Source organism: Jeotgalibacillus haloalkalitolerans, assembly GCF_034427455.1.
GTDB classification, from domain to species: Bacteria; Bacillota; Bacilli; order Bacillales; family Jeotgalibacillaceae; genus Jeotgalibacillus; species Jeotgalibacillus haloalkalitolerans.
In genome coordinates this window covers 810330-833001 of record NZ_JAXQNN010000001.1, presented here as the reverse complement: position 1 = coordinate 833001, position 22672 = coordinate 810330, and the positions used below count along the sequence as shown (strand labels likewise).

At 37.8% G+C, this 22672-nt stretch carries 12 protein-coding genes; 1 reads left to right on the top strand and 11 read right to left on the bottom strand.

The genetic code is table 11. The features are described 5' to 3' along the window. Positions 1–602: 602 nt before the first annotated feature. From UFB30_RS03915 to UFB30_RS03900, 4 genes are all read right to left on the bottom strand, one after another. Positions 603–5036 carry a SpaA isopeptide-forming pilin-related protein gene (locus tag UFB30_RS03915; RefSeq protein WP_322420365.1) on the bottom strand — a complete coding sequence of 1478 codons (4434 nt, stop codon included), beginning with the start codon at positions 5034–5036 and terminating at the stop codon, positions 603–605. Between the two features lie 1037 nt (positions 5037–6073). Beyond that, positions 6074–6697, bottom strand: a complete 624-nt coding sequence (locus tag UFB30_RS03910) for a hypothetical protein (RefSeq protein WP_322420364.1) — start codon at positions 6695–6697, stop codon at positions 6074–6076. Positions 6698–8517: 1820 nt separating this feature from the next. Beyond that, on the bottom strand, positions 8518–9357 hold the full coding sequence (locus UFB30_RS03905) for a RelA/SpoT-related domain-containing protein (RefSeq protein WP_322420363.1): 840 nt from the start codon (positions 9355–9357) through the stop codon (positions 8518–8520). 136 nt (positions 9358–9493) lie between these two features. Beyond that, a complete protein-coding gene (locus UFB30_RS03900; RefSeq protein ID WP_322420362.1) occupies positions 9494–9970 on the bottom strand; it encodes a hypothetical protein in 477 nt (158 codons plus the stop codon). A gap of 322 nt (positions 9971–10292) precedes the next feature. On the opposite strand from UFB30_RS03900, the gene UFB30_RS03895 reads away from it, so the two are divergent. Beyond that, positions 10293–11036, top strand: a complete 744-nt coding sequence (locus UFB30_RS03895; RefSeq protein ID WP_322420361.1) for an aquaporin — start codon at positions 10293–10295, stop codon at positions 11034–11036. Positions 11037–12477: 1441 nt separating this feature from the next. Here the strand turns inward: UFB30_RS03895 and UFB30_RS03890 are convergent. From UFB30_RS03890 to UFB30_RS03860, 7 genes are all read right to left on the bottom strand, one after another. After that, complete coding sequence (locus tag UFB30_RS03890) at positions 12478–14904, bottom strand: RNaseH domain-containing protein (protein ID WP_322420360.1); 2427 nt, start codon at positions 14902–14904, stop codon at positions 12478–12480. Next, positions 14882–18163 (bottom strand): hypothetical protein, encoded by a 3282-nt coding sequence (locus UFB30_RS03885; RefSeq protein WP_322420359.1) that lies wholly within the window; start codon positions 18161–18163, stop codon positions 14882–14884. Before UFB30_RS03885 ends, UFB30_RS03890 begins: the two co-directional genes overlap by 23 nt. Next, the gene (locus tag UFB30_RS03880) at positions 18160–19320 is read right to left on the bottom strand and encodes a restriction endonuclease-related protein (RefSeq protein WP_322420358.1); all 1161 of its coding nucleotides are present in this window, start codon (positions 19318–19320) and stop codon (positions 18160–18162) included. Before UFB30_RS03880 ends, UFB30_RS03885 begins: the two co-directional genes overlap by 4 nt. 855 nt (positions 19321–20175) lie before the next feature. Then, positions 20176–20631, bottom strand: a complete 456-nt coding sequence (locus UFB30_RS03875; RefSeq protein WP_322420357.1) for a hypothetical protein — start codon at positions 20629–20631, stop codon at positions 20176–20178. Between the two features lie 189 nt (positions 20632–20820). Further along, the gene (locus UFB30_RS03870) at positions 20821–21405 is read right to left on the bottom strand and encodes a thermonuclease family protein (protein ID WP_322420356.1); all 585 of its coding nucleotides are present in this window, start codon (positions 21403–21405) and stop codon (positions 20821–20823) included. Between the two features lie 126 nt (positions 21406–21531). Next, on the bottom strand, positions 21532–21891 hold the full coding sequence (locus UFB30_RS03865; protein WP_322420355.1) for a hypothetical protein: 360 nt from the start codon (positions 21889–21891) through the stop codon (positions 21532–21534). 64 nt (positions 21892–21955) lie between these two features. Then, on the bottom strand, positions 21956–22498 hold the full coding sequence (locus UFB30_RS03860; protein ID WP_322420354.1) for a macro domain-containing protein: 543 nt from the start codon (positions 22496–22498) through the stop codon (positions 21956–21958). Between the last annotated feature and the right edge of the window lie 174 nt (positions 22499–22672).

The following is a 22672-nucleotide window of genomic DNA, read 5'->3' as shown; positions in this document are numbered from 1 at the left end:
ACTCTCTGAAAATACTTAATAGCAAAATATATTACAATCCCCCCTTAATAACTGGTATTGCTTTATATACAAATATGTATCTGTATATATAATTACAATATCATCAGGTCCTGAACAGATACTGAACTGAAACTTTTATACTGAATAAACAAAGTCTTTAATAGTTTACAAAAAATTCATTTTCTCATATGTTACCTATTAAAATTAGTGTGGTTTTTCAGTTTAAAGAGATTTAAATAGATCCTTACCAGATCACTTTCACTGAAAAACAGGAAAATTGTATAAGTCTCATTTTTTTAGGTACATACTGAAACTTTGAGATCAGATGATAAAACATGAGGATTCTCGGGTAAATTCACTTTGAGAGTTTGTGTTTGTCATTATCTAACAATGGATCATAAACGGGTTCTCTTATCTACGAAAAATTCAAAAACAGGTAATAAACAATATAGCCAACGGATTTACTAAAACAGATAGCTGTCTCTGCCGTTGTAAATGAATTTTAAAAAAGTGGAGGGCTCTTACCCCCTCCACCTTCCTGAATATTTTTTAAGGACTAATCATTTCTTTATCAAAACTGTTTAACTCATGTCTCCAAATAATTATTGTACTACAGGTTGTTCTTTGCGTCTGAATAACGCAAACGCTGTGATTGCCATTAAAATAAGACCGATTAAAGTGTATATTAACGCCCCAATACCACCAGTCGCTGGGAGCTCCCAGCCATTTTTCGAGTTCTCGACCGTGCGTTCTACGATTTCTCCTGCATCTGCGTCTGCGAGTGTGATACGAACAGGCGCTGTGAGCAGGCGGTAGCCGTCCGGTGCTTCTGTCTCGATGAGTACATATTCACCAAGCGGCAGGTCACGGAAGCTGATAATGCCTGATGCATCTGTTGTCAGCGTTTCAACGAGCGTACAATCTCCAGCCGGTGTGTCAGCTGATGCGCATGCACGCAGCTCGAATGTAGCACCTGCGAGCACTTCACCGGTCTCTTCGTCGACTTTTGTCACGTCAAGACCCGCATAACCAGGTGGCTTCACGTTCACTTCATTTGATAGGGTCGGATCGTCATCGATGATTAGTTCTGCCTGGTTTGGTATGCCATTGCCCTGTATGAACGGAAGGAGTTCTTCGTTCGTTACATCAGCCCGGATACTCGTATCGATCTCCAGCGTATAGACGCTGCCGCTTAGGTAGCTGTAGCTGTCATCCACTTTGTCCGGGACAAATGTCACAAGATTGTCTGTGACCGTTAAAGTACCCGTGTCCGAGATGTCATTACCGGCTTCATCGAGGATGCGTACTGCCAAAATCTCAAGCAATTCGTGAACCTCATCACGGAGTACAACGGAGTCCCATCCATCTATGAAGTTCCCAAACGAATAATCCACTTCCCAGGTGAAGACCTGGTCACGGTTTGCAAGATCCAGCGTTTCAGTCTGACCGTCTACAGTCTTTTCTACAACCGGATCTTCAATGTCATATTCCATCACCACTCCAACGCGAAGCGGCTCAACAGCCAGTAATCCGTTTGTCGTCACTGCGAATGAATTCCAGGCTGCGCGGTCTTCAAGAGCTGCTTCAGGGTCCAACAGTGATCGATCAACAGGCAGAGCAGGAGCTATTGCTTCGATTTCAAATACAATGTTCTGCCCTTCAAGCCACTCTACACCATCGTTCATAACGATTTTAAAACTATGAATTGCAGACCAATCGATTACTTCAGTTTCCGTTAACCAATCCGGGATCTCAGCACCCGCTGGATCCGTTGGCAGCGAGGCTCCATTTGGAAAATCCACTGTACTATAAAGGTCAGAACGGCTAGGGTTTTTCGCCGTACTGTAGAGCACTGTCACCTGATCTTCCCACAATGTATCTGTGAAGCTAATCGGACCTTTCAGGAGTACTTCAAACTGACTGCCTCTAGGGACGTTATCTGTTATCCCTAAATCTCCAACAGAAGGAAGCACATCTAAAAAGCTAAATTTTTCAATGACCTCACCAGTTGTGTTCGTTAAGTTAAAACGATAATTCACATCCCCATCTGGTGTTGTATATCCAAATAGCGAATACTCACTATCAAGTTCTCCTTTAACCTCTTTAGTAATGAGCAAGTTATCTGATTTTAGGATCGTATATCTATTTTCTGATTTCACTCGGAAATCCGAAAAGATATCATTTCCATTTAAATCATTAGCGTCGAGTTCCAATACACTTCTTGCAACAGTATCCCCTTGATTACTCGGAACTTGTAAATTTGAATTTGACGAGAATCCGTAAACTTGCATTTCCAATGTGGAAGGAGCTGTCCGGGTTACATCCACATCGAAACTTGCAGTAATCCGCTCGCCTGGCAACAATCGATTTACATCAAAGTTAAATTTAACTTGAAGCTGACCATTAACTTCTCCAATCACTTCATAGCTAGGTGGAGATGAAGAACCGGTATAGGTAAGATTTAATAGATCAGCTAACTTAACACCTGGTGGCAACAACGCTACCAGTTCAACCGGTCCTGTAACATTATCTGGTGAACTTGCAGTATTCTCAAATTCAACTTGAATTCGGTTGTTCCCTCTCTGAATATTTGAATCTACGTTTAAGACAGTATCACTACCATCGACAAAATTGATCGACGTTCTAACTGTCGGCTCTGTGTCCATAAAACCGACGATATTGACGCTTCTCTGTCCGTGTGAACTTGGCCCGTCCGGATGGTTATCTGACCAGGGACGTAACCATACACGAGTTCCATCATTTAATTCATAATTATAAGTAACTGTATTCGTAGCGAGGCCAACAGCACCATCGTAAACGTCGTAATAACTGAATATACCTGTTGACATTGTTCCAGGTGCATCGCGAACGATGTACCGATAAGCCTCTACGTGTTCATTTTCTGCTACTCCGTAATCTATTACATTCAGTAATCTAAAGTCCTGACCAGGCAGAAAATCAAATTGATATTCAGCCCGCCAAACACCATTAACCTTGAATTGAATATAGGTGGCTGGCGTCACAGAATAGTACCGCAATGGTGAATTTACATTCCATTCATCAACTGGCATGAAAACACCAAGGCGATTAAGCTTTAATTTCGAGTCGATTGTGTACTCCATTGTATATTGTTGATAACCACTGGCTAATATCTGATTTTGCAATGGCAGATTTTGTCCGCCACTTGTCCAGGGTCCTCCGTTGTAACTGTATTCGAGGTTATTGTTTGAAAGATGTATCCAGTTTAAAAATGTAAGGGAGGCATCATCAGTGACAACAGGAATATCTCCTGCATTCGAAAGATCTTGCGAACCTCCACTACCATTACTAGGGCCTAAATGAAAGCCATAATACAATTCTCCTTCAACAATACCTGGGTTTATTCCTACTCCACCCATTTCTACTGTACTAGACGCATTGTCAGTACGGGTAATGAGGCTCTCATTCTCCCCTTTATGCACATCTATTATTACATTTGCTTGGTTTGTGAGAAAAGAATAATCAGGTGTAGCTGAATTAATTCTCAATGTCACGTTTAAATTTTCTGAAAAAAGACTGTTCGTACTTAATGCTTGCTGCTCAAATGTCGGGGCATCAAACTCCCATGTGATTGTGCGATCTGTACTGTCATAGACTCCCATAAATCCAGGTGTTTGATCTTCAGGGAAAAATTCTAATTCTTGAGGCACCAGGTCTCTGACAATAATTTTGCTTCCTTCACGCAAGAAACTTTGACCAAAATTCTGTTTAGGAACATTCACTCTTAACTCCCATTTAAGATAATCATTCGCAATTGGAGCTCCGAGGATTTCTTGTTTTTCTCCGCTAATCGTTCTTTCAGCACCCTGATATACTTTATTGATATTTACTGAAGCATCCGAAATGATGTAAATATCGTCAGGAGTAGCAGTAATCGTTTCCTCAGTTGATAACGATGTAAATTGAGCCTGCGCTGTCATGATTCGCTGATTGGTTGTAAGGTTACTAACTGGTGTTGTGCCCAGTTCTGGTGTTGCTTTAATATTAATCCGATACGACTGACCTGTTTCTAGCTCCGGGATGACATATGTTAATGTTTGAGTGATCTCATCATAAAGAGGTAACACATTAGCAATCCTTAACGAGTCATCCGGAACCCCGTTAATAATTTGAGGATAAATCATATTTACCTCATCACTCTGTGGAAGCTCTACGACAAGTTCTGCATTTTCATATCGCGTTTGAGAACCTGTAGCCTTAAGGTCCAGCTGATAATTAGAAGTCCTTCCAGACACAACTTCTTGCTCCAGGGCATTGAAATATAGTTCCAGATTTCCATCAGGTACAATATAAGCTTGCGATTGAAGTTCTGCATCATCACTTTGTAAAATTAAATCGTCATCATTATTTTCATCTGGTTTGCTCTCTTGTGTATCTTGTGTGTCTGTAATCTCATTTTCACTTATCTGTTCATCATTTGTTATTCCTTCTTCAGAACTAATAATACTATCGTTCTGCTGATCAGATTCCTTTATCTCATCATCCATATTCACAATATCTTCTTGCCGGGTTTCTTCATTATTTGTGACTTCTTGATTTTCCGGATTGATATCCGTGTTATCTTCAGGTGTTACAGTAGCAGTGACAGTCACAATCATCTCATTAGCCGCCACTTCCTGACCTCCATGGTATGCAGTTACGTAAAATGTATTGCTGCCTTCCGGGAGGTTTCCTGCAACGAAGAGGAAATTACCCCCTTCTTTTACCACTGTCAAAGTGGAATTTTCATTGTCATACTGCATGGATGCTTCTACATGGTTTAATGAACGCGTGACCTCTTGATCAAAGGTTGCGCCATCTGGAAACTCTACGATAAACTCCTCGGCATTACCGGTCGATGTTAACTGAAGTGTTACTGTATTCCCTTCAATGGATTCTGCTGTGAGTATAACTTCCGGTTCTATAGGATCTTCGTTTGCAAAGACATACGGTGCATTTTGGCTAAGAATCAGGACGAAACCTAATACCAATAGACTTATTCTTTTGATTGTTCTCATTGTGTTAGAATGCTCCTTTTATTTTTATGTCTCTAAGCTACAATTTGAAATATCATTTTGCTATTAACGCCTCTGTCAATATCTTAATTTTTTCAAAATAATTAATAGCAAAATATATTACAACCCCTCCCCTAAAGAATAATCATGTTAAAAACATATAAAATTGTGTATCTGTATATAAAAAACATACCATCTGCTCACTAAACAAGTTCTGAACAGGGACTTTTATACTAAAATAACTGGTATTTTTGTTGATGTAAGAAAAATTAGTTATCTTTAAATGACTACTACCACTAAGATAATAAAAAATTAACCCATTATATGTTGCCTTGCATTGGAATGTAAATTTACTCTCATAAAACAATAGTTGAAGTATATTGTTGTATTTGAACAGTCCCTTAAATCTCCTTTAAAAAGTTCATCGATTTCAACAAAAATACAATACATCCAAGTTAAGATACCACAGTGGTTTGAACAAAATCTGAACTAAAGTGATTTTCAATCCAGCTATTCCGTAATTCCCAGGAAGTCTGATCGTATTAATTGAAATTTAAAGCACCCAATTCCCTTGTTAAATCTATTTGAATCACTCAATACATTTAGACAGAATAGATAACGTTGAATCCCACTTAGTTAAAGGATGAAAGTACACCCTATTCGAACCAAAAATAAAGCAATTAATTATGACTAATCAATTTCTGAGCAATTACTAAAACTCGATTAATCAGCCGTTTCAGTGTAATAATCTATGTGGTATTATATTTTTTGTATCCCAGACCCAATGGGTATTGCTCCTTTCGAGTCCTGGTGACTCCCCTCCCTCAATCTCCATATTCTTTATTTGAGGGAGAATTTTTTTATGAATTCCCGCCTATACTTTCTTCTAAGAATATTATTCTTCAAATAATAAATGTTGATCTTACTTTTAATATTCACTTTCTATTAATCTTCACAATTAATTTAATACAACAAAAAGACTCACCTTTCGCTTTACGAAAGGTGAGTCTAATTAGTGATCCTGGACTGTATAAACCTATTTATTTCCCCTTAAAAACTTTCTGGAATTGAATAAAGCCCGAAATATAGTGCTCAATATCGTCAATCCTCACTCTGTAACCGTGGTGTTTAATAAAAAATGCTCCGAGCGTTCTTTCAGGGTTTTTAAAATACATAGCTGTTTCAGGATAAAAATAACCGAGTCTTTGATAGTCAGCACGGTGGTGAATTGTATCAATGAATACCTTTTCATCCATATGTTTAGCTACCAGGTCAGTGTAACCGCGCTCTTTTGCTTTTTCTACCAGGTGATAAGTACCTATTTGCATCTCAAGAAACGTAGGGAATATAGTCGCGCGATTTTTGATATATAATACTTTTTGAACTTCAAACTCACAGTACCTTGGATCGTCAACAATCTGGACTAATTCGTATGTACAATACCCCAGCCAATGATCATGATACTTCCAATAGTCCTTTTTGATAAATCTTTCAAATAATATTTTTACAGCATTTAACCACTGCTCATTTTTATCAATCTGATATAACCTTAATAGAGCAAGTGCTGCCTCTCCATCATAATAAATGACTCGGAAATGTTCCTTGACTTTAAGAGTCGGGTAATGAAGCACATGTTTAGTCTTTGCGTTCGTGTCATCAATCATATGTAATATCCTTCTTGAAAGCCTTTTGAGCAGCTTCCTGGTATCCAGGGTGTTCAGGATCATGCTTAAGATATTCACATATCGCAAAGACAAACGCAGCATTTTGACCCAACATTATTTCATTAATATCATTAGTATCATCAAAAATGAAAGCAGCATCTTTTTTCTCGAACAGGTAATGATTCATTAAATAACTTATCGGCTTTCTCGCAATCCGGACATCTTTGTTCAGATATGCAAGCCCCCTCAATTAATGAATACGTGGAGGAAGAGTGACGCAGATTATTATAAAATCCAATCGGTTTATCAAAATGAGGGAAATAACCATAAATAAATTGTCCATCCTGCTGAATCTGAGCTTTCAGGTAATCCGTGCACGTTTCAATCATCTTATCAATTTCAGCATGAAGTTCATTAGCGAGCCTTAGTCTTTAGTGCATCCACGGTCTTCCAGTTCCATAAGATTCCCATCATCGAGAAAATAACTTTTAGTATAAAATCGTATAACCTATCTGTCTTTATAAAAGGCATGACGAAAAGCTTTTCTGCGACTCTTTCCTGTTTCAATCAAAATATTCATGTGAAATATCTCTTGATTTAAATAATTGAACACTCTAGATGATAAAAATTAATTGTTAGAGCAAGTTTGATCTTTCTGATCGTTCAGCTCAGATTCGTACATTTGTTAAATCGAAAATAATGAATAATAACAAGTGAAAATTATGCTGCTCAGATTTTTCACTTAAAAAAGACTATTCTGACTCTCCCCGGAACCAATTCGATCCTCTATTAATTTTTCCGGATATCAAATAAAGTATAATATAGTAAATAATCGCTATTATGATTGAAATGATTATATACAGTGTCATATTTAAAAAACCCCCGTTAGGAAGTATCTTATAAACAGAAAAAAGAGTGCAGCCAGTTAAAATAATATATACAAAATGGGTTAACAGTTTCATGACAAACTCCTCATTAGAATTAAACAAGTTCATCTCAAGAAAAAGAATTATATATTTTAATTACTCTGTGACATGCAAAAAGCTCTCAGGAGCAGAGGGCTTTTTGCATGTACATCACATTTACTGAGTCCTTAAAATGCCAGTTTTAGATTGGCAGTTCAAATTATACAGAAATCAAATACAAATTAAAGAGTAAAACTAATGAGTTTCTAATCATTTACTGAACAATACAAAACTCTTACCTTTTCTTACAACAATCAGATATCTTCTATAATTCATTTAGTTTTTATTCAGATTATCTATTTTCAAAAAGACAATGATCTGTATAATTTAAAGAGTCAATAGGCGGCTATTGACAATCCATTATGTCACCACTTCGAAAAGCTCCCGACAATCCACGGGGGCTTTTCACGTTGAATAATATCTTTATGTTGAAAGTGGATGTTTTATAATGTTTTTAGTCCGGAGAAATAGTCAGATAAATGTTTAATAAAAACAGACAGAGAGTGTTTTGGTCTCTGTCTATTTTTGTGGGAAAGTACTTCTATTATACTGCCTTACTAACTGACATTTTTTTCTATACAAAATGATTTGGAATAAAATCTATACATAACTAGTTACTTGCATCAGCAGCGTTCTGAATGTGCTGCTAAATACAAAAACCCCCATAGCTACATGAGGGTCTTCGCGCATATGAGGACTAAGCTATGTCATACAATGATGACAACTTAATTATACCTGATCCAAATTAAACAAAAAGGCATAAACTGTAAAATAACTTTACAACTTCTGAACTGAATCCGAACATCGCAAACCCTTCTGGGCGCATATTTTCTTCTCAATCAACATTAATCATTATTATGCTTCGATAATACCCGCCCTTGTGTTGAAATCGTGCTTCTGAACTCTTTCTAATTCTTTTCTTAAATGATTGATCGTCATTCGATCCTGATTTCTACCTTCTGTTAATTGCTCCATTCTGATTTTCGTTTCCCGGATCGTATTGGTTAATTCATCTGCACTTCCTGCGATCCTGTTTAATACTAACAATTGTTCAGTGAGTAATGAGTTATTTATGTTATTTGGATACCTTAATTGATGATCGACTTCACTCCATCCTTCTTCAAATATTGTACGAACCTGAATTTCTGCAGTATGCATGGCCCCCCTTACGTTTGATTCTATTAAATAATGCCATGATCTGTATCCAGCCTCATGAACTTTATACTCAAAGGAGTGATCATCATCAGGAACGCCGGAATCAGAATAATCCCCCGACCGGTAATAAATCTTGCAACGTTCTTTCAGGTTCCAGCGTTCTCTAATAAAAGAATCTATGTGGATAGCCTGATCTTTATACAAGTGCAATACTCGAATTCCTATTAAATCAGTAATCTCGCTCTTATAATTATCTTTATGTATGACATAATGCTCGTCTCTCCTTTTTTCCCTGATTGTTTTTCTGATCACTTTATGTATCAGATTTTTCGGATTTTTTATTCGAGTTTTCACACTATGTACATGTGCATTCATTCGGATGATGTCCGGAACCATACTTGTAGTTAGCCGTAACTCGTCTCTGTAGATGATGTAGTCGTTATAAATATCTAATAGCTCATTCCAGTCAATTGATGCTGCCTCAATCCTTTGTTCATCTATGTTGAACTCCTGTAGAAACTCAGCTTTAACTAAATCCATTTTCGCCCCTCCATTTTTGTAGTTGTCTGACATGCCTTCAGAACTCTTTAATCTCCAGGAAATTTATGAGACGCATTCTTATTGATGAATGATCCATATCACAGCATCCTGTAATGCAATTTCGGCATATGTCAACTTAATTCTCTGCACCTTCAAATAATATATAATCAGACATACTTCTGAATAACTTATCTTTATCCAGTGAGTCCTGCATACTTTTCTTCAATTCATATTTTTCCGTTTCATTCAATCCCTTAAAATATATACTTTCATCGTATGCAGCAAAAACATACTCCTGGCCTTTAACAGTTCCTAGAGAACTCTCCAATGTTCCTACCTCTTCCTCCGTAGTCAAACGAATAATTTTTAATCCTGCAATTTCCTCTTCTGTCAATTCTACATGAACCAATTTATAGTTTGATTTATTTTCTAATCCACTAGTAATTTTCCATCTCTCTGATGTTTCAACTTTTATATTTTCATATGTTGTATGATATCCAACATAATAACTTCCTTTTTCAAGTACTTCTTTTTCATCTATAAAATCACATCCACCGATCATAAGAACAAATAAAATAGATACGGTTAATTTTTTTCTATTAAAGCAAATCACTATTAAACCTCCAACAATCAATTGCATACTTTATTTTATTGTACTAGCTGCTTATGAATATTTCCCCATTACACAGATACTGTTCAGTAACTGCACAGCTTTGTGTCAGTTTCGTGATTCTATTTAGCTGCTTGCGATGTATAATTAAATTGTCATTATCCAATGACACAGACAAATCCTCTAGCACGTAAAAACCCCCGGTTAATCGGGGGTTTTTATGACTCATCAGATTAACACCTAGTACGACATTCTTAATGACTTTGATTAGTTCAATTGTTTTTTTGATAATGTGAAGAGGAATTTAAAACAAGGAGAGATGAGATTGAAGAAGTATTTAGCAGAGTTTATCGGTACATTTGTCTTAGTGTTTCTTGGAACAGGAACAGCAGTTGTTCTTGGTGGTTATACAGGTGGTACAGACACAGGCTACCTTGGCGTTCTTGCGATTGCATTGGCATTTGGATTGTCAATTGTAGCAGCAGCTTATGCAATCGGGCATGTATCCGGCTGTCATGTGAATCCAGCAGTATCGCTTGCGGTTTGGATGTCTGGAAACCTGACTACCAAAGAGTTAGGTGGATATGTCGGAGCCCAGGTCGCAGGCTCATTTGCAGGAAGTTCATTCCTGGCTTTTATTGTGTCGAGTTCAGTAACGCTCGAAGGTTTTGGAGCGAATGGTTATGGTGAAATGAGTGCGGTCGGCCTTGACCTTAGTGGTGCACTCGCAGTAGAAATTGTTCTGACTTTTATATTTGTATTAGCTATTCTCGGTGTTACATCGAGCAAAGCCACTTCTCACATGGGTGGTCTTGTAATCGGTCTGACATTAACACTGGTTCACCTGATCGGTATCCCGCTGACAGGGACATCTGTTAATCCAGCCAGAAGCCTGGCACCTGCGATCTTTGCAGGGGGAGACGCAATTGTTCAGGTATGGGTCTTTATCGTTGCTCCTCTAATCGGCGCGGCCTTAGCTGCCGTGGTATTTAAGTCCCTTTTCTATGTAAAAGAAGAAACAGGGATAGAAGTAGCTGGTGCTTCACAAAACACACCTAACGTTAAATAGTTCTCATTAGTCAATAAAACGCATCTCCTGTGAAATCGTCTGATTGCACAGGAGATGCGTTTTACATTAACAAAGAAAAAAGATTGTCATTATCCATAATACCTTCTCTTTTGTACCGATCAGAAAAGAAGAAATAGATTAGTCTCATTTCGAGCACACAAAAACCCCCAGAGCTGCATGGGGGGCTTTGCGTACATTAGGTATGAATAGTCAGTCAATTAACAATTGACATGCTTTATTATACTTCACCTGCCGACAATGTAAAGTGACTATCTGAATCAAAGATGAATACGAACTGAACAATAAATATACAAGCAGGTGGATCGTTCAGAACTACTTCATACATTTTCAATTATAATATAAGTCCGATTCTTCGTTACATCACATTACTGACCCGATGATGTTAATCTGGCAGAAGCTGCTTCATCCGGCATTTCTTTAAAAAAGTTCTCTTTTATAAAGAGCCACTCTCTTGAATCTACTCTTGCTCATTTAAATTCATCAGCAGATTATGTATCTTTTAACGTATATCAGAACGCTTGCAATAATTCATCCCATTCAGTGTAATAGGAGCCATAGAAACCGTTAGCCGGATCATTATCACCATATAAATTATCTGCCTGGACAAGCATTCCCCTATAAATGCTATTTGCTTAATCCAAACACGTGGCGTTTAATTCAACTTCATTTCGTTCTGTTGTTTGTTGAGGATCTGGACGGTTTTCAACTGCAATGTCAGGTTCTTCTTCATGGCTGGCTGCATCTGCCTCTTTTTCTTGCCTGAGCTTTTGCAATATTTTCTAGTCTGATTATCTCACTATCATTAGCAGATCCGCCTGAGTTTTCCACAATAATAAATCCATCTCTGTTGTCGAAATAATCATCAAATAAAAGTGATCATGATAAAATTAATTTTAAGATACTATGTCAAGCAGCGATAGATACCTCTTTCTTCATTAAGTTATCGTTCATTTAAAGAATAGATTTTATTCAGATTACCTGTATATAAAATAAATATTTACTGTAGAATAAATACTACCACTGCATAGTGGACAAAAAATTCACTACTTGCAAAAACCTCCTGCCCGGGAGGTTTTTGTGCTTATACCATTCAATTCGTCTGATCGTCCGCCTAACAACAAGACGTGTCGTGACTGGAAGGTAATAAATTACCACTTCATTATTGCCATTTTTCACTAATTCTGATTACTATCCTTGAAACATTTTTTAAGAAACCGTTCAGGAATCGTGTAGTTCTGTTTCAGTTTCGCTCTTTCTATTTTTCAGAAGGATTGTATAATTAAAATTGCCAATAGGATGATATTGGCTAAACCATCAAATCACCAGTTAAGAAAGGCCTCCAGTTGCTACTCTGGAGGCTTTTCTTATTGGATTATGCCAGAAATTGATCATGCCGATCGATTAACAGCGAACTGACCATTCACCGGAAATCCTTGATCACCTTGTCAATCTCATTTAAAGGGCTCGGTAAATTCGTTTCTTTCTGGTACGCAATGTTTACGTTTCTCATTAAATGAACAGTATACGCAATATCTTCTGTACATTCAGTGTTACTCCGGATCGCAATTTCAACAATCCTGCTTCTTTTATAGATGCCAACATGGTAGTTGTCCCGCTGCCGGGAAGGTGAGTACTGTATGGTGTCTCCTCTGGCTGCAATTGAATAATAAACATCTTTTTGAGCGGGATGACCGTATAGTCCTTTTATAAGACTCGCACGCCACGCAGGATGTCCTGTTTTATCTCCTCTGCTTCTTTTATAGCTGCTTCCATAGTAATCAGGGACATCACTTCCTGTATTAATCCGGGCTATACTTAGTTCCGGAAATGCTTCTAGCAGGAAATGACTATCAGTGAAATACAAACCGTTTTTAAAGAAATGATCTTCTCTTTTTATATTTCCACTCACATACAGCTGCACTGGACCGTCAATGAATGTTAACTCCCGCGCCAGAAATTTAATTACAGAATCATATTTAATAGCACGTGAAGCGATCACTAATCTGACTGATTCATATGAATTGACCCACGCCTGTCCCGGAAGACTGAAAAAGCATTCTCCTCCAGGCATTCTTTTCGCAAAAAATATCCTGCCTGAAGGATCGACTAAAACGCTAAGTATCGTTACTGATTGATTCATGACCCTTCTGCTAACACCATGCTTGCTAAGGACATCCAGAAAACTATGGTTGAACCTGCTTTTAACTTCTGAGGTTAGTTGAAATAAGTCAGGTTCGTTCAGTGGATAATTCATAAATTGAACATGACACCCCTCATCAGCAAATGCCTTTCTGATTTCTTTTTTTGGGTCCCCATTTCGATAAGTTCCCGCCCCATTACCTTTTTGCTGATGGTAATCTGCCAGAAAGAACACATTCAGACTCCCGGGCTTTGAATTCATGTATTGAGAAAGTTCTGCCTTAATTGTTTCGCACTTATCTTCTTTTTCTCTTTTAAGAAGATGAGCAAATTCTGTTTCAATCATATTGACCGATAACTGTACCCTTCTATCATAAAATGCGACCTCCCATTGAACGTCCGATACTTTATTGAAGAAAACATATCGATGACTGTTCTCATTGAAATACCCTTCAACAAAATAGTCTGCCCACCTGTTTCCTTTAGGCACAAATAAATTGAGCGTAAGTTCAGAGATAGAATCCGGCAGATAAAAATCGTCGAATTTAGGGAAGTAAGCATCTTTATGAGAAGAGGACTTTATCACGGAGACACCATTTAATTGCTTCGGTACTTCAACCCAATGTTCTGTAGCATTTAACAGAGGGAGATGTACGGCAAAAGCTTCGTAAAAAAGTTCGCTCTCTCTTGGTGTCATACCTGAAGGAATTTTCGACTGATCAAATTTCCCTCCAAACCATGACCTGTTTTCCTGTGACAGCGCAATACCTGCAAAATCTTCTTCCTGATCGATTCCTCTTTCGCAGTATGATTGTAAATCATTTAACACTGATTCCGGTAAAATTTTTCGTTCTTTAAGATAATATTCTTGACCTTTCCTGATCTCAAGCTTCTGGTTAAGCCGATCAAGTTTCACCTGTGAAGAATACAACAGAGTAGAGCCATCATGAGAAAATGTTCCTGAGAGCAGAGAAAAATAGTTCTTCCAGCTTTTATACGTAATGTTATCCTTCGATACAGGCCAGTAACGAACTGAAAGGTGAAGATTGACAACAAGTTCATCATTTTCAAAAGGCCGAAGTGGTATTTCCACACTAAAGTAAGCTGCATTTGAATAAACATACAGTTGTCCGGTTCGGTAAGGCTGCGAAAGGATCATATAATGGCCTTCATGAACACCTGCGACTCTTGTAAATGCTCTCGACCGGCCTTCCTTTAATTCCAGTGGCTGTTGAACGGATAGATACGACAGGAGGGCAGGAATAAATCGATACTGATCGGTAACCTTTATCAGGTCACTGGCATGATAAGTCTCAGCACTCCAGCCATTTTTCAGAGATTGATATGACATGTAGGAGGGCGTCACCTTTTCAAATGCTGATTCCCTGACCATATATTCATAGATTTTCTCCATGATGACAGTAAGTGATTCTCTGGTGTTCTCACTTTCTATTACATATAAAAATGGGATTCTCTGTGCTTTGGCTTTTTCACTTAAATCAGTGTAAATAATCTCAGGGTGTTCAACACGAATGGTCTCAATAATACCTTTCATTCTAGGTGACTGTTGATAATCGAACTGAAGAATCGCTTTCGCCCATTGGTCAGGGAGCCTTACAGTCAGGAGTTTAATCTTTTTTAACTCCTGCTGGTTAATGGTATAGCGCAGTGGCTGAATATATTTTTTAACTTTTGACTGTATATTCATCATACCAGCTCCTTCTGTTCTTCTTTAACGCAATACCATCGATTGTATCAATTAACGGCTCATACAAATGTCTCAGCAACGGATCAGCAGATGTAGTGAGCAGATATTCAATTTGAGCAAGCAGACTTGATTGAATCGAATCACATGGTTCATGACGAAAACGATGAACTGGCAGCGCACTTCCGGCAGTTTCTTTTGCAAATGCAGCATCACATAAATAAACAGTTAATTCATTTCTCCCCCTAAATCCCCGCCCAATCGTTTGCATCATTTCCGCCAGTATATTTTTAGCAAGCATCTCTTTTTGATTGTCAGATAACGAACGCCAAAATCCCTTAGCGTGCAATAGCTTCCCATACAGACTGAACGTTTTTTTATGAACCTGATCAAATAATTGCCATCCGCGCAGTGGTGTTACGCTTTTATTCAGACATTCTTCCATCAGCACCGGCTTTTGTGAATGAAGACAGAATAGGATGTCCTCAATTTGTTCAGGGACGGGATAAGGTCTGATGAGAAAATACATTGTCCCTATTAGTGCATGATCTGAACTGTTTTTTTGCATAAGATTGACAGCTCTGCCGATCGCTGACGTAACGAAGACGAAGCAATCCGGGGTATGTTCCTGCAAATCAGTAAGTTCGTGTTTGAACAGATGAATCTCAGAATCATAAGGACGCTCGTTTTTCCCTTCTTTATATAATACTCTGACACTCATATTCCCCTTTTTCAGCAAAGCCTGGCCAACCTGATCAGCTAATTTATAAGAAGGTACGGGAAACCCGATCATTCTTTTATACGCCTGTCCATCATTCATTCGTTTCAGGTCTTTAGCAAACTGCTGATTAAGTTCAAGCAGTCTGATTAAGTTTTGAATGGCATCCTTTTTCAACCATTCATCCCGCTGACCTGATACATAAATTGCCTTCAATTCATCCCCCGCTCTTTCCATAACAGGGTTATAAAATAAATGTATTTTTTGTGTGGATTGATTTTTATTCACAATCAGCCAGTCAGGTTTTATCTCTGTATGGCTGAAGCTGGAACCAGGCATATAGCTGGTGGCTGAAAGAAATATCGTGTCCGGAGGTGGTGTTGTTTCTATATGACGGAACAGTTCCGGCAGCCGGCTCAACACTTCCCTTCCAGTACCTGTATAATAAGCGAGTTCCATTTTATCAATACGACCATCTGCTCCTGAAGTCAGCCTGTACAGCAGTAAATTGGGAATGAGCGGTGCCGGGATATAAGGTTCTCTTTTGCCGGGTAAAAAAGTATATGCTTCACCTGCCCCAGGTACCATATTCATAAAAACCTGATTACCGGAAATCAGCACCCCCGTATATTGATGTAAATAGGAAAGACATACAATAAAAGCAAGCATTTCGGTCATGTATCTTTGCTGTGATAGTGATTTTTCATTGAAACGTATACCATCTGCCTGCATTTCAGCTATCAAGCGGTTAATCAAATCAGTTTCGGATAAAATTCCATATTTCTGAGGATCTTTATGTGAGTAAAACTGAAACAATTCTTCAAAAATACCCGATTTTGATACAGGATTCATGATTTTCCTGTCCCATTCAATGAGCCAGCCTGACTCCTCAATAAAATCTCTTCTCCATTGATATAACAGTTTTTCAGGTGAAAAGAAGCCGTCTCTTATTGCATTTACAATCCTGTGGTTTTGAAAATGACTTCCATATAAATGGCGGCTGATCATTGCTGCATTAGAGATCGTCTGGATATAGCTTCTGGCAAAAGGGTCAGCAACATGTTTATTAACCCTGGCCGAAAACCCTGTTAATTCATCAATAAAAGACTTGTTGTATTCCTGACCTGCTGCAACGAGATCAAGTTTTTCAATGTACATATGGTCAAATTGCTGCTGAGCAAAATCATATTCATCGACTACCAGCAAATCACTTCTTAACCAGGCAACTTCAAGATAGGTCCGCTCATAATGATCAGCAAAAAAAGGCACTTTTGATCTTAGAAAAGAAGCATAATTTCCTATCCAGATATCAGCGTCAATTAATCGTTCAATTCTTTTAAAAGACGCACTTTTATCATAGTCAGGAGGGACTGCCTTACGAAAACTTTTCTTTTCATCATCCTCCACCATGACCTTAAGCTGCGGATCATCATAACCCGTAATGTGTTTTTTTAATGTTCTTGTGTAATGACCTGTATCAAGCGTATCTATCATTTCCCTGTGCTGTGCAAACCAGTCAAACAGGGTCTCGCCCTTCATATTTGCTCCTGCATATTGATTCATGTAATGATTTTGCTTTTTGTCTGAGAGGAATACTGCACTTTTCAATCCCAGCGACTCAAAGTGCTTTTTCAACTCCAGGCACGTATTTACATCGTGCTCGAGGAAAGTTATTTTCTTACCATTCTTTTTCGCATAATATACGACTAAATCTCTAATCACACTTTTCCCACTGCCTGTACGGCCGATCAGATGAGTCACTTCATTAAGTGAAAAAACTGACTTCCCCTGTAAAGACTCGAGTGAAATCTGTTGAACCACTTCTTTATAATAATTTTTTCCGGTCTTCTCACTTAATTCCTCAGCCAGTTCTTTTAAGTCGATCGTATCTCCCTGAAAAGAAAGGGGCGATTTATTTTTCTGAACCTCCCGGATATGATCAGTCAAAATAAAAGAATGTTGATCTTTTAACCATTCTTCAGGGTAAATATTCACGTCTTTCACGATATCCCGCTGACCTTTACGAAAAATAATTTTTGAATATTTATCTTTTGCAGAAATAAAGGATAGGTTACTTTCCTTATGTGCAATGACAGATCTATCCTCAAGAATTTGATCGTACATCTTCGTCCGCTCATCTTCGTGAAATGCACAGCGCTCACTTTTAACTACCCACTTAATACCATCACTTCCATTTACAAGATCATAAAGGCGACAATGGGACGGAAGGTTAAAATAACGCTCTGCCAAACTGTTAAATGCATATCGGTCATATTCCGGCTGCATTAAAAATAACGTATGCTGATAGTAAACTGAGTTAAGCGTCTCATTCACAAAATATTCAGGCTGTCCAAGCATAACGACATCTACCTGCTTCAGCGGATACAGCCTTCCATCAATTGGTCTGTCCGGCAGACATTTTGATACCGCATATAACAAATATTCGACATATAAAAGTGGTTGATTGTCATCAAGCATACGACGGATGTCCTTCAATTGATCTGAATATACACCTGTGAATAAATGTTTAAATGATTGTCTCATGACTTCACCAGCCTCCCGGGTAAATGAAAATACTCTATGACATAGGGAATGAGTTCCTTCTCCCTCAATAAAACTGCATTAGGTAATTCACGTTTCAATAACTCCATATACGATCGATTATTTGCTGTTCTATTAGAGGTAATCACAATGACAGGCAGTCTGTTGCCCTGTGCCCTAAGCGACTGACCGAGCTTCAGCGGATCTCTCTGGTCCTTTACATCCACATACAACGAGGCTCCACGATAAGTGATCTTTATGTCACCTTTCATTTCCAGGTCAGGAAATAACAATAATTCTAAAGGTAATCTCCTTTTTAACTTCTTTGCTATTCTCCACTCTGACAGTCCCGGTAAAATACTAAACTTGAAGATCCCCGCTCTCGGTTGCAGAAACGTTTCATTCTCAATATCTGACTTAATTCTGACTTCAGGGTTATTCGCCAGAATATCTTCAACCAGCATCACGGGACTCATCATGTTTTTTTGTTTGGAAGAAAAGCACACTGAATCGTCTGTACAAATATTTAAACCAGTTCTGATTCTGTAACATACAGGGCACACAGTCATCGCATTTGAAAGTTCTACCTTCTCATAAAGCTGCTTTATCTTACGGGGAATAGTGGGCAGCAGGTCATATTCTGTTGCAAGCATATTTATGAAATCGTCCAATTGCTTTTCTGTCACCACATTCGCAAAAGGTTTTGCTCTCAAATGACTTTTAACAAAAGCCGGATTATATACAAATAATCTAATTCTGGTATAGATCTCCTGGGCAGCTTTTTGGTTCTTCATGTCTCTGCATTCAAATAAAATATCTCTCATCACGCGCTGATCTGCTTCCAAACCGGTGAAAACTGCACTACTGTTTTTCAGATCCCATTCCTCCAAAGCCTTCTCTATCTCCTTACCGCTCACCAAAGGAGATGAAGCAATATCCAACAGAACAGGAAGCTGTATATCGCTGAAACTCTTAAACCCAATCATCGGTTTTTCAGATAAAAGCTGAACAAAATCAGTCAGCATGTGAGGAATCCTGTCAGGCTCATTCAATAACAGCACCTCATGAACATTGATCAAATTGTTCAAGGCTGATTCATCACACTTTTCGAACAATATAACTGCATTAATCAATTCTCTGAATAACTCATCCTGATTCATAAGTGCCTCCTTCTGAAGAGAAACTAATATTATTTTGAATTTTCTGTTAATATAAATTAGTTTTATATACACAAAAACCTCCCGGCGCTGTGGGAGGTTTTTGTCTGTAAATGAGTCGTAGTGTTACCAATTAGCCAATTGGTGATTTAAATTATATACCCTATTTGCGAATTTCAAAATAGTTAAACTGAACGGGTACTGGCATATTTCTGAACGGTTTATAAATAACAAAACTGAACACTTTACAAAGTCCTTTAAAGTCTATTGTTACTGACTTTTCATTCACTAGATAAAATGATTTAATATAGATTTTCTTCACACAAAAAGCCCTTATCAGATGAGGACTTTTGTGTGTACTGGGCCGTACATCATCCATATAACGCCATTAGAGAGAGGCAATAATTATTATAAAGCCTATCGTCACAAAACAAACAGCAAAACTAACCGATATTTACAAAGTATCTGAACAAATAATATACATATCCATTTCTTAAGGAAAAGCTGTTAACCATAACGAAATAAATAGATCTTAAGTTTCTTCTATGTACAATGTAGCAATACCATAAATATAACAAAAAGAATCTTTAATCTTTGAACTTCATTTGAATTAAACATCTCAATTCATACCATTTAGTAAATACCACTGCTCAAAAACTGTTCAGCAATCATTAAGTTGATGATCAGTTTTACTATTTCAAAAAAACTCAATCCCTGTATAATAAAAACTGCCACGGAAAAGTGGCCAAAAAATACTTCACTAACACGCAGAAAACCTCTTTGTTCCGGGAGGTTTTTTGTGTTTTGTATGATACAGGGGGATGGCGGATACAAACACCGTCATCCCCCTGTATCACATCACACATCAACAGGGGCAGCAACAAAATAAAAAACCTGCTCCTCTTTTAAAAAACTAAGTTCTTCATCCACGTGATAAACCTCTTGCGATTTAGTGAATATCATTTTAGCAGTGCTGTAGTCCCCTTCAAAATTTTTGTAGTAGATTCCAATCGGTTTTTGTTGAAGATAGATTTCATGAATCATCAAACTTAGTTTAATTCTCAGAGCACGATCATAAGGTTGATGACTGTATGAATGAAAAAAGTCACATGAACATCCATCCTGAGTGATCAAGAATGATAAAGAAAATTTCTCTGCAATATTATGATCGGTTTTTATTGAAATAGGATCTATTTGTATATCATTATAGTCTTTGGTAAGAACCGGCTGTTTCTTACACATAAGAATAATTCCATAGCACATGTATAACAACCTACCATTACCTTCTGAATAGCGGACAGCCCCCTCACGCAAACTTCTTAATCCCCCTTTTATAAGTGGCAAACCTAACTGAAGTTTACGACCTGACTGATATATAAATTTTTAAGGCATTTCATTTTAGTATTTACCTTTTATACTCAGTTCGATGGATATACTATTACAAAAATTGATCTGAATATTCTCCTAAAATGATACATCAGATATTGCTCAGGTAGTTTCAATCTATTCAATAGCGGACATATCGAATCCATTTTCAGTTACATACCCTGGTACACTCCAGATACCAATTTTTTGTTCTTTTGCCTGTTCTTCTGCCCGGATAAATTCATCCAGGTATTTGGTATTGGGTTCGCTGATATTTACAACACGTGCAAATCCTTCTTCTATCATAAGTTGATTAAAGTTCGTGTCATCTACCCATATGTAGCCTAAAAGTCTCCCGTATGCGTCCCGATCAGGATTACCAATCTCCAGAGTAACAGTATCGCCTTTATTGAGCGCTACTTTTGCGAAATCAGATGAAGATTCTCCCAGATACTCTTTTTCCTTGGATGGGGGGATACTCTCAGGGGTGTCAATTAAGAGCAGTCTGATCATTTCTTCCTTATCTTGATCGTTCACGATTACTGTGTCCCCATCCACTACCCGAATTATCTGCACTTCTCTTCCGCTTAATTCCGCCTCTGGAACCGTGTCAATGATCTGATTAATTTCATTCAGCAGTAATATAAGCTCCCTGTCATAGTCGCAAGCAGCTGTAAGCGAAAATGCAGATGTAATAATTGCTGTAAGTAATATTTTTTTCAACAAAATCTATTCTTCCTTTCACGTTTGATTTCCTATCCTCTATGACGTTTGTATGATAAATTGCTAAAATGCAACTGACCTTAAAGAGTCACAGCAGGCTGAGTGGTTAAAGTCGTCATTAAATGTTCAGCATTTTCTTCTGAACTGAACGTTCTTATCAAAAAATGCCGGTTCATAATAATGATTTGCATCCACCCACCCTATTTCCTCAGAGAAGAAAAGTTGAACCTGTTCACCATTGTTATATGCTTTAAATGCCTCCAGCTGATTCAAAATTTGAGAGTCCATAAGGTCCGGCACAATATTGCAAACCTGCTCACCAAAATAAGCGGCTGATACCTGTTCGTATGTCATCTCATTAATGACTCTTGAAAGTTCATTTGCTTCCCAATGACAAATCAGGGTTCTAAAATTTATATCAGGCTGACTTTTAATGTACTCCCTGAGCGCTTTATATTGTTCGGGTGTCATATTTACCTTCTTCAAAGAAATCTCTCCTTCACTGTAATTGCCTTAACACAATGGATCTGCTGTGCAACTACTCTTCTCCTCAAAATATTGATTGAGTAATTTTTATATTTTTCTTTAGCGAATGCTCAGCAATTTCATCACTTTGATATAATGTGACAGCGTAATCAGAAAAAACTTCCTGGATGATCTGCTCGATTTCTCTCCAATCACCTCCTGATTTTCCACATCCAATGCCGTATGGTAAAGCAACTGACAACTCATTAACTTCAGCAAAATTTTTCAAATGAATCAGCGCCCTCTTCAGCGCTTTTTCATTTGTTTGTTTTTCAGATCGTCCTATGCGAGCCTGACCAAAAAGGTTAGAAATGATTTTATACTGGGAGTTACGGTCAAATTCATTAATATCCATTTGGTTCGTTGCAATCATCAGATTGTGTCCGAGCATGGATTCTGCTGACGGGTGGAAATTCACATACTTTTGATACCCTCGAAAAACATCCGGAAATTCCTTTTTTATTTGCATGGAGATACCTGAACCCATAAACCCAAGTCCGTTGACCTGATGACCGATGATATGCTCTTCAGCTCGTAATAAAGATTGATTTTTAAGTGTAATAGACATGATCATCACCTTCCTTTTTTCTTCTATAAACTTACAGCTGAAAAATCTATGAAATCATTCGTAGATTATCACTGCACAGAATCTCAGGGTCTTTATATCCATATAGAATTTTCATCCGGATTTCCTTCTTCATTCATTTTAAAAAGAGCGACTGAACAAGTTCTATTCAACCGA

Coding starts and splice junctions, on each gene's coding strand:
- UFB30_RS03915 (WP_322420365.1), bottom strand. CDS start 5,036: ATGAGAACAATCAAAAGAATAAGTCTATTGGTATTAGGTTTCGTCCTG.
- UFB30_RS03910 (WP_322420364.1), bottom strand. CDS start 6,697: ATGATTGATGACACGAACGCAAAGACTAAACATGTGCTTCATTACCCG.
- UFB30_RS03905 (WP_322420363.1), bottom strand. CDS start 9,357: ATGGATTTAGTTAAAGCTGAGTTTCTACAGGAGTTCAACATAGATGAA.
- UFB30_RS03890 (WP_322420360.1), bottom strand. CDS start 14,904: ATGAATATACAGTCAAAAGTTAAAAAATATATTCAGCCACTGCGCTAT.
- UFB30_RS03885 (WP_322420359.1), bottom strand. CDS start 18,163: ATGAGACAATCATTTAAACATTTATTCACAGGTGTATATTCAGATCAA.
- UFB30_RS03880 (WP_322420358.1), bottom strand. CDS start 19,320: ATGAATCAGGATGAGTTATTCAGAGAATTGATTAATGCAGTTATATTG.
- UFB30_RS03860 (WP_322420354.1), bottom strand. CDS start 22,498: ATGTCTATTACACTTAAAAATCAATCTTTATTACGAGCTGAAGAGCAT.